This window comes from Aminobacter sp. MSH1 (genome assembly GCF_003071665.1).
GTDB lineage: Bacteria > Pseudomonadota > Alphaproteobacteria > Rhizobiales > Rhizobiaceae > Aminobacter > Aminobacter niigataensis.
Genome location: NZ_CP026265.1, coordinates 5096008 through 5110152, shown reverse-complemented (window position 1 = coordinate 5110152; position 14145 = coordinate 5096008). Strand labels below are relative to the sequence as shown.

Annotated in this window: 10 protein-coding genes; 9 read left to right on the top strand and 1 reads right to left on the bottom strand. The window is 64.4% G+C overall.

Annotated features, from left to right (window positions below; all coding sequences use genetic code 11):
* Nucleotides 1-85 precede the first annotated feature (85 nt).
* Nucleotides 86-3796 carry an SEL1-like repeat protein gene (locus CO731_RS25335; RefSeq protein WP_108609373.1) on the bottom strand — a complete coding sequence of 1237 codons (3711 nt, stop codon included), beginning with the start codon at nucleotides 3794-3796 and terminating at the stop codon, nucleotides 86-88.
* A 442-nt stretch (nucleotides 3797-4238) separates the two neighbouring features.
* Between CO731_RS25335 and CO731_RS25330 the strand changes: the two genes are divergently transcribed.
* From CO731_RS25330 to CO731_RS25290, 9 genes are all read left to right on the top strand, one after another.
* On the top strand, nucleotides 4239-4691 hold the full coding sequence (locus CO731_RS25330) for a MerR family DNA-binding transcriptional regulator (protein ID WP_108610051.1): 453 nt from the start codon (nucleotides 4239-4241) through the stop codon (nucleotides 4689-4691).
* Between the two features lie 255 nt (nucleotides 4692-4946).
* Complete coding sequence (locus CO731_RS25325; RefSeq protein WP_108609372.1) at nucleotides 4947-6743, top strand: acyl-CoA dehydrogenase; 1797 nt, start codon at nucleotides 4947-4949, stop codon at nucleotides 6741-6743.
* 116 nt (nucleotides 6744-6859) lie between these two features.
* Nucleotides 6860-7315, top strand: a complete 456-nt coding sequence (locus tag CO731_RS25320; RefSeq protein WP_108609371.1) for an endonuclease domain-containing protein — start codon at nucleotides 6860-6862, stop codon at nucleotides 7313-7315.
* Entirely contained in the window at nucleotides 7312-8481 is a 1170-nt protein-coding gene (locus CO731_RS25315; protein ID WP_108609370.1) for an acyl-CoA dehydrogenase family protein, read from the top strand. The genes CO731_RS25320 and CO731_RS25315 overlap by 4 nt, the downstream gene beginning before the upstream one ends.
* A gap of 31 nt (nucleotides 8482-8512) precedes the next feature.
* The gene (locus tag CO731_RS25310) at nucleotides 8513-9721 is read left to right on the top strand and encodes an acetyl-CoA C-acetyltransferase (protein ID WP_108609369.1); all 1209 of its coding nucleotides are present in this window, start codon (nucleotides 8513-8515) and stop codon (nucleotides 9719-9721) included.
* 22 nt (nucleotides 9722-9743) lie between these two features.
* Nucleotides 9744-11963, top strand: coding sequence for an FAD-dependent oxidoreductase (locus CO731_RS25305; protein ID WP_108609368.1), 2220 nt, complete (start codon nucleotides 9744-9746; stop codon nucleotides 11961-11963).
* Nucleotides 11964-11969: 6 nt separating this feature from the next.
* Entirely contained in the window at nucleotides 11970-12518 is a 549-nt protein-coding gene (locus tag CO731_RS25300; RefSeq protein WP_108609367.1) for a thioesterase family protein, read from the top strand.
* A gap of 110 nt (nucleotides 12519-12628) precedes the next feature.
* Nucleotides 12629-13279: a helix-turn-helix transcriptional regulator gene (locus CO731_RS25295; protein WP_108609366.1), complete on the top strand. Its 651-nt coding sequence runs from the start codon at nucleotides 12629-12631 to the stop codon at nucleotides 13277-13279.
* 6 nt (nucleotides 13280-13285) lie between these two features.
* Complete coding sequence (locus CO731_RS25290) at nucleotides 13286-14125, top strand: thermonuclease family protein (RefSeq protein WP_108609365.1); 840 nt, start codon at nucleotides 13286-13288, stop codon at nucleotides 14123-14125.
* Nucleotides 14126-14145 lie beyond the last annotated feature (20 nt).

The window sequence follows — 14145 nt, the reverse complement described above, 5'->3', positions numbered from 1 at the left end:
TCAAACTTCGCCGTGCCCGAAATGAAAATATCTCAATCAGTTAACCCGCCGGTTAAGGCGGGCTGCTGATAGTGGAGACGGTGAATTATTTGCGCGCCAGCAGCGCTTCGACCAGGGGACCGTCGATCTCGCCGGTCGGCTTGAGGGCGTTGTCCTTCTGGAACGCGGCGATGGCGTCCTTGGTCTTCTGGCCCATCATGCCGTCAGGCTGGCCGGCTTCGTAGCCGTTCTTGTTGAGAATGGCCTGGACGTTGTGGATGGCCTTCTTCATGTCGACGGCCGCCGGCGCATCCTGCCATGCGGCCGGGATGTCGACGGCATTGGATGCCGGGTCGAGCGTCTTGGCCTGCCAGAGCGCGGTCGTCTCTTCGGCACGCTTGAGCTGCTCGGGGTTGAGCGCCTTGGCGATCTCGTCGCGCTTGGCAGCCGCATCCTTGTCGCCTCCCTTGGCGACGATGGCGAACCACTTGTAGGACTCCTCGAGGTTCTGCTTCATGCCAACGCCCTTGGCAGCGAGGATGCCGAGATTGAACTGGCTGTCCTTGACGCCGAGTTCGGCGGCACTGACGAACCAGCGCGTCGCAGAGTCGTTGTCGACGGTGCCGTCGGCCCCCATGGCAAACAGCACCGCCAGATTGTGCATGGCACTGGCGTTGCCCTGGGCCGCGGCGAGCTGGTACCAGGTCTTGGCCTTGGCGGCATCGCGGTCGACGCCGTTGCCTTTCTCATACAGGTTGCCGATGCGGTATTGCGCCGGTGCGAAGCCGAGCTCGGCGGCCTTCTCGTACCACTGGGCCGCAGCCTTCATGTCGGCATTGGTGCCGCGAGCTTCGGCGTAACGCGAGCCGATCTCGAACAGCGCCTTGGCGTCGCTTGCATTGGCAGCTTCGCGCAGGGCAGTCGGACCGATGGCCTCTGGCATGAAGGCGGCAGGCGTGCTGGTCGGCTTGATCGTCTCGGTCACGGTCGGCTGCGCCGGAATGGACTGCGTGCTGTTGTGGTCGAGCGCGACCTGGGCCGGTGCGGCCGCTTCGATCGTCTCGGCGACCATGTCGGGTTCGGCGGCCGGTGCCTTGGCGACCACGGGTTTGTCGACATTACCAACCGGGGCTGCGGGGGCTTCGATGGCCTTGGCCGGCGCTGCGGCAGCGACCTTGACCGGCTGGGATGCCGAGGGTGCGACGGTGACGCTTGCCGTTTCGACCGGATCGTTGAGAAAGGCCTTGCCGAGTTGCATGCCGGCGAGCGCCAGCATCACCGCACCGACCGCCATCAGCACCGACTTGCGGCGCGACTTGATGAGATCGCCGATGCGCAGTGCACGCACCGGGCCTTTGAGATCGGAGCTGCGCTTGAGCGCGTCGGCTTCGGCTGCCGCTGCCTGGGCGGCGCGGCGGGCGGCGGCGATGAAGTCGGACTTCGACGCATCGGTCTCGTTCGGCCGGGCCGTTTCGCCGCGCTCGTCGCGGACGCGGCGCATGATGGCGTTGAGGTCGGGGGCGCCGGAGCCGGGCTCCAGCGGACGGTTGGCGATCTTGGGGTCAAGCGGCGCGTCGAGCATGACGCTCGGGGCCGTGTCCTCGATGACCGGCTCGGCAGCCTCAGTCGCCGGGAGTTGCTGCTTGGTCTTCTTGGCGCTGAAGGCGCGGGCCAGGCCGCTGAACATCGAGGTCCTGGCGGGTGTTGCATCCTTCTTGTCGGCGCGCACGCCGTCGAGCGCTGCAACCGCTGCGGCAGCTTCCGCGGCGGCCTGGGCCGGGCTGCGGGTGACGCGTTCGTCATCGCCTGCATTGCGGCGGCCGAAGGTGGCATTGGCTTCGGGCAGCGGTGCAGGTTCATCGGGATCGAGCGACGGCGTCTCGCTGAGCGCAAGCTTGGCTTCCGCCTCGACGATCCTCGGCGAGAGCAATTCGGCGACGGAAGCCGGCGGGATGTCGACGGCGGCAGGTTCGCCGGTTTCGATAGAGCCGAGCCGGTCGACGATCTTGAGCAGCGTGTCGTGGATCGCCTCGAAGGTCTTGCCGTTGCGCTCGTCGGAACGGCGGGTAAGCGCTTCGAGCGCCTTGAGGTCCTCAGCCAGACCGGTGACGGCAGCGGTGTCGGTGGTCGAGCCGGTGAAGGAGCGGACCGCATTCTCGGCCGCCTGGCGGGCAGCCTCGACAAGGGCGTGGTGGTTGCCGGCGATGGAGCGTTCGATCTCGTCGAGGCGTGGACGGACGTCCTCGAACTCGGGCAGCGGCGAGCCGGGGCGCGCCAGATGGTTCGTCAGTTCGCTGACCTGCGCCTCAAGACCGCGGATCAGTTGCGGGTCGATGCTCGACACCTGTGCCGCCGACATTTCGAGGCGGCCGGAAATATCTTCGAGGCGGGCTTCGAGCCCGCGCATCGCCTGCTCGGTGGCAGGGTCCGGACGGTTGGTTTCGAGGCGCTGGGCGAATGCCGTGAAGCGGGCGTCGATGGCTTCCATGATGCCCGACTGATCGGCGACTGGCTGGGTCGCTTGCCGGTCAAGGCGATTGCCGAGATCTTGGAGGCGGTTTTCGAGTTCGCGGAACAGCGCATTGCCATGTTCGAAGGCATCGCCCTGGCGGCGCTCGAACACGTCGGCAAGTGCGTCGAAGCGCTGTTCGATGCCCTGGAAGATGAGGCCGGCGTCGGGTGCTGCGGGCGTGCGTTCGATCTTGTCGGCGATCAGCGAGATCTGTTGGCCGAGGCGCTCGACGGCCTGCTCGGGGATGTCGCTGCGGGCGGCAATGCCGTCGACGCGCTCTGACAGAAAATTGAGCCGGTCGATGATCTCTGCCGTCGGCTGGTCGGCGGTGATCTCCTCGATCTGGTGGGCAAGCGCGGCGATGCGCACCTCGATACGCTCGAACGGCGCTGGGTCGAAATGCGGTGTCTGGGCCGCGACCGTCGAGGCGACGATGGCGCGCGAAATCTCGTCGAGGCGCTCGTCGATGAGGCCGAACATCTCGTCGCTGTGGCTGTCGCGCTGGCGCACGAACTGGTCGACGGCGCCGGCCAGCGTGCGGACTTTCTCCTCGATGCTGCGTAGCGATAGCGATTCGGGCAGGTTGTTGACGGCGTCGTTGATCTGTTCGAGCCGGCCGGCCAATGCGGCAAGCGCCGGGTCTTCGGCGCGCTGATCCTGGCTGGCCGACATGCGGTCGGCGAAATCGGTCCAGCGGCGGTCGAAATCGTCCCAGCGCCGATCGACGGAAAGCACGGTTTCCTCGCGGGCAAGATCGCCGAGCGAGCGGCGGACCTGTTCCAGTTCGAGGCGCAGCGTGTTGACGCTTCTGTCGTCGCTGCGTTCGGCGAGCGAATGGATGGCGCCCGACAGGCGCTCCAGTTCGTGACCGAGCTCGACCGCCTCGGTGCCGGCTACGCCTGCCTGGCTGGCGCGGTCGATGTCCTTGCGCAGGAGGTCGAACTCTCGCTGCAGACCGGAGCTCATCTGGTGGCGCATCTCTTCGCGCAATGCGCGCAACTCGCCGGCGATCTTGCCGACGGCGGCGATGCCGTCCTCCTGGCCACGGACCCGGTCGATGTCGCGGACGATGGTGTGGTAGGGGCGTTCGTAGGGCGCGCTGCGGCCATATTCGCCGCGCGGCGTGTAGCCGGCCGCCGGGGCCTGGCGCATCTGGTCGCGGTAGGGTTCGGCGCTTTCTTCGCGTGCGCGCTCAAGCCGCGCTTCGAGATTTTCGAGAGACCGGTTGAGCTGGTCGAGCGACGCGTGCGGGCGGCGCTGCCTGCCGTCGTTGAGGCTGTCGAGATAGGACCGCTTGCTGTTCATCGAAACGCCCGTTGGTAAGAGTGCTGGCTATGAACCAGTTGTCTCAAATCCTTGCCGGGATCGGGGTCGCGAAGGGCCGCGCGGGAATTGGCTTCCTGGGGCTATTCGCCGCCCTCCGAAACCGTGAACAATTCGATACATGATGACCACGGGAGAACCGACATGCGCACATTTCCCCGAACGTGGTAAACAACCTCTTAACCAAGCTTAAGAATGTGCGACGTTGTGTTCCCGTCCTGGCGCCGAAAGCGGCCAAATTTCCCTTGCGTAGGGTAGGCCGCATCGTTATAGCATTTACGTAAACGTAAGACGTGTGCAGAACGCCGTCTTGAGTGCCTTTACATAGAAACCATGATCGGAAGCCCCGCCCCCTGCGGCTTCCATCAGAGCATGGCCGGCTCACCGCCGCCGCGCTCGCAATTGGGGATATCGGAAGCAGATGATGAAGCTTGTATCGGTCGCCGATGTAGCGGCCAATGAAAACAATCTTTCCGGCGAGGACTATGTCCGCATCGGCGAGATGGCGAAGAAGTACGGCGTGACGCTTCGTACGTTGCGTTTCTACGAGGACAAGGGGCTGCTCAACCCCAAGCGTGAGGGCGCGACGCGCCTTTACACCCGGCGCGACCGCGCACGGCTGAAGCTGATCCTGCTCGGCAGGAAGGTCGGTTTCTCGCTGCGCGACGTCAAGCAGATGATCGACCTCTACGATCCCACGGGTACCAACGCCAAGCAGCTGCGCCTGACGCTGGACAAGTCGGACAAGCAGCTCGGCCGCCTGCAGAAGCAGCGCCAGCTGCTCGACGAGGCGATCGGCGAGCTGAACAACCATATGGACGTCGTTCGCCAGCTGCTGGCCGAGCGCACCGCGCCTCAGGCAAGTGCTGCAAGCTAACCAGGCGACTTTGCTTTCTGAAACGACCCGGCGAGGGAGACCTCGCCGGGTCGTTTTGCGTTTAGGAGCGACATGATTCCATGTGCTCTTCGAACCGGCGATTCCGTCCCGCTGGACGCAACGATCACCCAAAAACGGCTGCGGCAAAAATTGACGTTTACGCAAACGTCAATTTTTGCTAATCGACGTTCGACAAGCGGTTCCCCGTCGCATACCGTCTGGCCGGAACCGGTTACATTTGCTGGAGGAAGAGCAATGCCGATATTCCGCGCGCCGGTCCAGGACACCCTTTTTGTGCTCAACGACGTGCTCGGCTACGAGCGCTACAGCAACCTTGCCGGCTTTTCCGATGCCAGCCCCGACGTGCTCGAGGCGTTTCTCGCCGAGGGTGCCAAGCTCGCCGAAAACGTCATGCATCCGCTCAATCGCGTCGGCGACATGGAAGGCTGCGTCCGTAACGACGACGGCTCTGTCACCACGCCCAAGGGTTTCAAGGAAGCGTTCGACCAGTATCGCGAAGGCGGCTGGATGGGGCTTGCCGTGCCGGCTGAATTTGGCGGTCAGGGATTGCCTTACACGGTCCACTCGGCGGTCGGCGAATACATGTCGGCGGCCAACATGGCACTGATGATGTATCCCGGCCTGACCCAGGGCGCGATCGCCGCAGTACTGGTTCATGGCACCGACGAACAGAAGGCGACCTGGCTGCCCAAGATGGTCGAGGGGGCCTGGACCGGCACCATGAACCTGACCGAGCCGCATTGCGGCACCGATCTCGGCCTGCTGCGCTCCAAGGCGGTGCCGAACGGCGACGGTTCCTACAAGATTTCGGGCCAGAAGATCTTCATCTCGGCCGGCGAGCACGACATGTCGGACAACATCATCCATCTGGTGCTGGCCCGCATCGAAGGGGCACCGGAGGGCGTGAAAGGTATCTCGCTGTTCATCGTGCCGAAGTTCAACATCGACGCCTCGGGCAACCCCGGCCCCCGCAACGCGGTCTCCTGCGGCTCGATCGAAGAGAAGATGGGCATCCATGGCAACTCGACCTGCGTCATGAACTATGACGAGGCGCATGGCTTCCTGCTCGGCGAGGCCAATGGCGGCCTGAAGGCGATGTTCACGATGATGAACGAGGCCCGTCTCGGCGTCGGTCTGCAGGGCCTTGCCGTCTCCGAAGTCGCCTACCAGAACGCTGTCGCCTACGCCAAGGACCGCATCCAGGGCCGTTCGCTGACCGGGCCGAAGGCGCCCGACAAGAAGGCCGATCCGATCATCGTCCACCCCGACATCCGCCGCAAGCTGATGACCATGAAGGCCTTCAACGAGGCCGGTCGGGCGCTGGTGCTGTGGACGGCGATCAACTCCGACGTCGCCCACCGCTCCGAGGACGACGCCGAGCGCCAGGCAGCCGACGACCACATGGGCCTGATGACGCCGGTGGTGAAGGGCGTGCTCACCGACAAGGGCTTCGAGCATGCGGTCATGGCGCAGCAGGTGTTCGGCGGTCACGGCTACATCGAAGAGCACGGCATGAGCCAGTTCGTGCGCGATGCCCGCATCGCCATGATCTATGAGGGCGCCAATGGCGTGCAGGCGCTCGACCTCGTCGGCCGCAAGCTCGGCCTCAATGGCGGCCGCGCCGTGCAGGCATTCTTCAAGGATGTCGGCGAGTTCTGCGAGGCCAATCGCGGCGACGAGCAGATGGCGCCCTACACCAAGGCGCTGAAGAAGGGCCTCAACGACCTGCAGGCGGCGACCATGTGGCTGGTGCAGAACGGCATGAGCAATCCCGACAATGCGGGTGCGGCCTCGACCGACTACATGCATCTCTTCGGCCTTGTGGCGCTCGGCTACATGTGGGGCAGGATGGTCAAGACGGCTCAGGACAAGCTCGCGACAGGCGCCAATGGTTCGGCCGATTTCTACGAGACCAAGCTGGTGACCGGCCTTTACTTCATGGAGCGTGTCATGCCCGAAACCGCGGCACATCTTGCGCGGCTTTCGACCGGCTCGGCAACGATGATGGCGCTTGCCGCTGAGGCGTTCTGATTGAGGCCGAGGTACCCCTCCCCCTTGAGGGGAGGGTGGCCCGTAGGGCCGGGTGGGGTCATCGCGGCCATGCGCCAACGCCGGGCCTGGCGGGATAAGGTGGGAGGATTGGTGGAGTGCCCAGAACCCGCGTCAGCTTCGAAATGCGCCAAAAGGCGCGGTCGTTGCGCAACCATGCGACCAAGGCGGAAAATCTGCTCTGGTACGAATTGCGTGACCTGAAGGCCGGTGGGGTCAAGTTCAGACGGCAGGCCCCTATCGGTCCCTCCATCGTCGATTTTGTCTGCCCGCTGTTGAAGCTTGTTGTGGAAGTTGATGGAGATACCCATGAGACCGACAGCGGCAAGCGGCACGATGCAAATCGAGACGCGTATCTGAAATCTCTCGGCTACAAGGTCCTCAGGATTGATGAGCCAGATGTAGTGAACAGTGCTTGGCACGTCGCGCAAATGGTGAGGGAAAAGGCCAGTAGACTGGTCGGCGACCCCACCCGACCGCTTCGCGGCCACCCTCCCCTCAAGGGGGAGGGGGACGTCGGCGCCGTTGCCGCAAAAAATGGATCGGAAGCATGACCAATCCTGCTGAAATTCTCGGACTCCCCAAACCCGCCTGGGCGGCGGACGACGTGGCGATGCTCTACGACATGGCGCACCGCTTCATGTCCGAGGAAATCCTGCCGCACTACGACGCGTTCGAGAAGAACGAGATGGTCGACCGCGCGAGCTGGGAGAAAGCGGGCGCTGCCGGCCTGCTCTGCGCTTCGATGCCCGAGGAATATGGCGGCTCGGGCGGCACCTTCGCCCATGAGAGCGCCATCATCGAGGCGATCGGCCATGTCGGCGTCGACGGCTTCGGCATCGCGCTCCACAATTCGATCGTCGCCCCCTACATCCTGCACTATGGCTCGGAAGAGCAGAAGAAGAAGTGGCTGCCGAAGATGGCGACCGGCGAGCTGATCGGCGCCATCGCCATGACCGAGCCGGGTGCCGGCTCCGACCTGCAGGGCGTCAAGACGCGCGCCGAGAAGGACGGCAACCAGTACCGCATCAATGGTTCCAAGACCTTCATCACCAACGGCCAGCATGCCAATCTGATCATCGTCGTTACCAAGACCGACCCGGCCAAGGGTGCCAAGGGCACGTCGCTGATCGTTGTCGAGACCGATGAGGTCGATGGCTTCGAGCGTGGCCGCAACCTCGACAAGATCGGGCTGAAGGCCAACGACACTTCGGAGCTGTTTTTCAACGACGTGCGCGTGCCGACCTCCAACCTGCTCGGGCAGGAAGAGGGGCAGGGCTTCGTCCAGCTGATGCAGCAGCTGCCGCAGGAGCGGCTGCAGATCGGCACCGGCGCCATCGCCATGATCGAGCGCGCGCTGGCCGAGACCATCGACTACGTCAAGGATCGCAAGGCCTTCGGCAAGGCGATCCTCGACTTCCAGAACACCCAGTTCAAGCTGGCCGAGCTCAAGACCGAGGCGACCATCGGGCGCGTCTTCTACAACGATTGCGTCGCGCGTCATATTTCCGGCGGGCTCGATCCGGTAACTGCGTCGATGGCCAAGTATTGGCTGTCGGACCTGCAGTGCAAGATCGTCGACGAATGCCTGCAATTGTTTGGCGGCTATGGCTACATGAATGAATACCCGATCGCCCGCATGTATCGCGATGCCCGCGTGCAGCGCATCTATGGCGGCACCAACGAGATCATGAAGTTGCTGATCGCGCGCTCGCTCTGAGCCGCCGGTCCGGAAACCAAGGAGCAGAAAAATGGCTGACGCTTTTGTCTATGACGCCGTGCGCACGCCGCGCGGCAAGGGCAAGAAGGATGGATCGCTGCATGAAGTGCCGGCGGTGCGCCTCGGCGCCAAGGTGCTGGAAGCGCTGCGTGACCGCAACGGGCTCGACACCGCACAGGTCGACGACATCATCTTCGGCTGCGTCGATCCTGTCGGCGAAGCGGGCTCGGTGATCCCGCGCTCGGCCGCCTTTGAAGCCGGCTACGACAACAAGGCGCCGGGCATGCAGATCTCGCGCTTCTGCGCGTCGGGTCTCGACGCCATCAATTTCGGCGCTGCCAAGATCGCCCAGGGCGCCGACGAGATCGTCATTGCCGGCGGCGTGGAATCGATGTCGCGCGTCGGCATGGGCATGTCGGGCGGTGCCTGGTTCATGGATCCCTCGGTTGGCATTCCGGCCTGGTTCATGCCGCAGGGCGTTTCCGCCGACCTGATCGCCACCAAGTACGGCTTTTCCCGCGACGACGTCGACGGCTACGCGGTCGAGAGCCAGAAGCGCGCCGCCAGGGCCTGGGAGAAGGGCTACTTCAAGAAGTCGGTCGTGCCGGTCAAGGACCAGAACGGCCTGACCATCCTCGACCATGACGAGCACATGCGCCCGACCACCGACATGCAGTCGCTCGGCCAGCTCAACCCGTCCTTCGTCATCCCCGGCGAGATGGGCGGCTTCGACGCGATTGCCGTCCAGCGCTATCCCGAGTTGGAAGAAATCAACCACGTCCACCATGCCGGCAACTCGTCCGGTATCGTCGACGGTGCCGCCGCCGTGCTGCTCGGCTCGAAGAAGGCCGGCAAGACGCTTGGTCTCAAGCCGCGCGCCCGCATCCGCGCCTTCTCCAACATCGGCTCCGAGCCGGCGATGATGCTGACCGGCCCGGTCGACGTCACCGAGAAGCTGCTGAAACGCGCCAAGATGAAGCTGTCGGACATCGACCTGTTCGAGCTGAACGAAGCCTTCGCCTCGGTCGTGCTGCGCTACATGCAGGCTTTCGAGATCCCGCACGACAGGATCAACGTCAACGGCGGCGCGATCGCCATGGGCCACCCGCTGGGCGCCACCGGTGCGATGATCTTCGGCACCGTGCTCGACGAGCTCGAGCGCCGCGATCTGAACACCGCTCTCGTGACGCTGTGCATCGGCGCCGGCATGGGCACCGCAACGATCATCGAACGCGTTTGATTTCGGCCGGAAGGAGACAGACATGACCTACACCAACTTCACGGTCGAAACCGATGCCGATGGCATTGCGCTCGTCACCTGGAACATGCCCGACCGCTCGATGAACGTCTTCACCGAGGAGGTGATGAACGAGCTCGACAAGATCATCGACCAAGTCGTTGCCGACGCCGGCATCAAGGGCGCCGTCATCACCTCCGGCAAGGAGACTTTCTCGGGCGGTGCCGACCTTACGATGCTGCAGAAAATGCTGAAGCTCTACGCCAAGGAAAAGGCCAAGGACCCGGAAAAGGCGGCGAAGCTTTTGTTCGACAATGCCGGCCGCATGGGCGCGTTGTGGCGCAAGCTCGAGATCTCTGGAAAACCGTGGGTTTCGGCGATCAACGGCACCTGCATGGGCGGCGCCTTCGAGCTGTCGCTGGCCTGCCACGGCCGCGTCGCGGCGGACTCCGACAAGGTCAAGATGGCCCTGCCGGAAGTGAAGGTCGGCATCTTCCCGGGCGCCGGCGGCACCCAGCGCGTGCCCAGGCTCGCTGATCCGCAGTCGGCCCTGCAGATGCTGACCTCGGGCCAGACGCTGTCGCCGCAGAAGGCGAAGGGCATGGGCCTGATCCACGAGATCGCCGAGCCGAAGAAGCTGATCGAGACCGCCAAGGCGATGATCAGGAACGGCCTGAAGCCGGTCCAGCCGTGGGACGAGAAGGGCTTCAAGTTGCCGGGCGGTCCCGTCTATTCGGCGGCGGGCGCCAACCTCTGGCCGCCGGCAATCGCCATCCTGCGCCGGGAGACCTATGGCAACTATCCGGCCGCGACCGCGATCCTGAAATGCGTCTATGAAGGCCTGCTGGTGCCGTTCGACACCGGCCTGCGCATCGAGCAGCGCTACTTCACCGAGATCATGCAGACCAAGGAAGCGGCGGCGATGATCCGCTCGCTGTTCGTGTCGCTGCAGGAGTTGAACAAGGGCGCCCGCCGCCCCGAGGGCATCGCCGACACCAAGTTCAAGAAGATCGGCATCATCGGTGCCGGCTTCATGGGCGCGGGCATCGCCTATGTCACGGCCAAGGCAGGCATCCCAGTGGTGCTTGTCGACCGCGACCAGGAGGCGGCCGACAAGGGCAAGGCGCATTCCGACAGCCTGATCTCCGACCAGGTCAAGAAGGGCCGCGCCAAGGCCGAGGATCGCGAGAAGCTTCTGTCGCTGATCACGCCTTCCGCAGACTATGCCAATCTCGCCGGCTGCGACCTCGTGGTCGAGGCGGTATTCGAGGATTCGGAAGTCAAGAAAGCCACGACCGAGAAGGCGGAAGCCGTGATCAAGTCGTCGGCGGTGTTTGCCTCCAACACCTCGACCATCCCGATCACCTCGCTGGCCAAGAACTCGGCCAGGCCGAAGAACTTCATTGGCATCCACTTCTTCTCGCCGGTCGACAAGATGATGCTGGTCGAGATCATCATGGGCAAGAAGACGGGCGACAAGGCGCTTGCGGTGGCGATGGACTTCGTCCGCGCCATCAAGAAGACGCCGATCGTCGTCAACGACACGCGCGGCTTCTACGTCAACCGCTGCGTGCTGCGCTACATGTCGGAAGCCTTCAAGATGCTGATCGAAGGCGTGCCGGCGGCGATGATCGAAAACGCCGCCAAGGCTGCCGGCATGCCGGTCGGCCCGCTGGCGCTGACCGACGAGACGGCGGTCGACCTCGCCCAGAAGATCATGAAGCAGACCATCAGGGATCTCGGCGAAAAGGCCGTCGATCCGCGCCAGATGGCGCTGATCAACACCATGGTCGACACCCACGGCCGCCTCGGCCGCAAGAACACCAAGGGCTTCTACGACTATCCGGCAAAGCCCGCCAAGAAGAAGCTGTGGCCCGGCCTCAAGGACCTCTATCCGCAGCTCGCCCCCGAGAAGGTCGACGTCGAGGAACTCAAGCTGCGCCTGCTTTCGGTCATCGCTCTCGAAGCAGCACGCGTGATGGAAGAAGGCATCGTCACCGACCCGCGCGAAGCGGATGTCGGCTCGATCCTCGCCTTCGGCTTCGCGCCCTACACCGGCGGTGCGCTGTCCTACATCGACGGCATCGGCGCCAAGAAGTTCGTCAAGATCGCCAAGGACCTGCAGAAGAAATACGGCGCCGAGTTCAAGGCCCCGAAACTTCTCATCGAGATGGCCGAGAAGGGCGAGAGCTTCTACCAGCGCTTCGATCCCTACGCCAAGGCCGAGGAAAAGAAGGCGGCCTGACGCAGCATGTACGTCTGGGCAAGACTGGCACGCATGGCCGCGACGGCATCCCGTCGCGGCCCTTACCGTTTTGGCGATGAGGGCCGGTTGTCATTCCGCTGCCTGCCGACCGACATCGACTTCAACATGCATCTCAACAATGCGCGCTACATGATGCTGGCCGATGTCGGCCGCATCGACATCTTCATGCGCTCGGGCCTGATCGAGCTCGCCCGCAAGCGGGGCTGGGCGCCGATGCTCGGTGGGCTGCAGACGGTGTTCGTGCGCGAGATCAGGCTGTGGCGCAGCTTCGAGGTGGTGTCCTCGATCGAAACCTGGAGCGGTTCCGAAGTCATCGGCAAGCACCGTTTCGTGCTCGACAACGGCGAGACGGCGGCCCTTATCATGACTAGTGCCGGGGTCTATGACCGCGGCAATAGGCGCTTCGTGCAGATCGACGATCTTGTCGCCGAGCTGGGCTACGACGGAGCGGCGCCGCGCGACGTGAGCGAGGAAGAGCGGATATTCATCGCTTCGCACAAGGGGTTGAGGACGTTGGCGAAGTCTGAGCGCTGAGCCCTGTTCTGATTGGCCGTTCGTGTCTGTTTGCCTGCTTTGCCGGTGGACAATTGCAACCGGCGTGGTTAAATGCCGAAAGGTATTTTTTCCTGTCTTGAGGGGGCGCCATGCTCTCGCACGAACGTGTCTGGGCCGCGATCGATGCTCTCGCCGAGCGTTATTCGCTTTCGGCGTCGGGCCTCGCCAAGAAGGCCGGGCTCGACTCGACCGCGTTCAACAAATCCAAGCGCCAGTCCGTCGACGGCAGGCCGCGCTGGCCTTCGACGGAGTCGCTCGCCAAGATCATCGACGCCACCAATTCCTCGCTCGAGGAGTTTTTGGGTTTCGTCGAGCCGGTGAAGGCTGCCGGCAAGGCGAGGGGCCGCGAACAGGCGGCGGGCGTGCCGCTGCTCGGCTTCGCCCAGGCGGGCGCGGGCGGCTTCTTCGACGATGCCGGCTTTCCGGCCGGCCAGGGCTGGGAGTTGATCGAACTTCCTGCGCGCGCAACCGACAACTCCTACGCGCTCGAAGTGCAGGGCGACTCGATGCTGCCGCTCTACCGCAACGGCGACGTGCTGATCGTCGAGCCCGGTGCTGCCGTGCGCAAGGGCGACCGCGTCGTGGTCAAGACGATCTCGGGCGAAGTCATGGCCAAGGTGCTGGAGCGGCAGACGCAAGGCGTGATCGAACTGCTTTCGCTGAACCCCGAGCACCCCAACAGGCGTTTCCAGACGGCCGAGGTCGAGTGGGTGGCCCGCATCGTCTGGGCAAGCCAGTAGGGATCCATGCGCCCCGCAGCCATAGCCATCGCAGCCGCCGGTTTCGGCATCGCCACCTTGCTCGTCTCGCTGGGCGGGCAGAGGCTGGCCGCCATCGAGGCGCCGTCCGTCGACGTCATCGACGAGTCCGACATCCAGCAGGCACTTCCGCCTGAAGATGGAGGTGAGGGGCTTCCACCTGAAGACGGCAATACGGCTGCCGTTGCGCCGTCCGCGCCGCAGGCCGAGCCTGAAGCCGTCTCGCGCGCCGTGGCGCCAGATGAAATCGTGCCGCCCGCGCTTGAGCAGGGCGGGCTGGTGCGCGAGGCGCCGCGGGCGCCGTTGAGCGAATTGAGCCTGGCCTTGCCGCCGAAGCCGAAGATGCCCGACGACTGGGACGGCACGACATTGTTCCGGCCGGTCGCCTCTGCCGCCGGCCTGATCGAGGCCAAGGGTTTCAGCGTGGCGATATCGGGCGTGACGGCTGTCGAAACGAGCGAGAAATGTTCGTTCGAGGGCAAGGAGTGGAACTGCGGCGTGCGTGCCCGCACGGCGTTCCGCAGTTTCCTGCGCTCGCGTGCCGTGGTCTGCGATGTGCCGCCCGATGCCGAGCGCGGCGTGATCGTCGCCAGGTGCCGCGTCGGCAAGCAGGATGTCGGCGAATGGCTGGTGGCCAATGGCTGGGTCAGGGCGGACGCCAACGGCCCCTATGCCGAGGCCGGCGCCAATGCCGAGGCGGAGAAGAAGGGCATTTTTGGCGCGGCACCCGAGCGCATCGAAATGACGCTGTCGCCGATCGGAACCAGCCTGCCCGAGGTCGAGGCGCCGCCTGCGACGGAGCCGGATACCAACAGCTCGCCGCAATGAAAAAAGGCCGGCTGCGACAG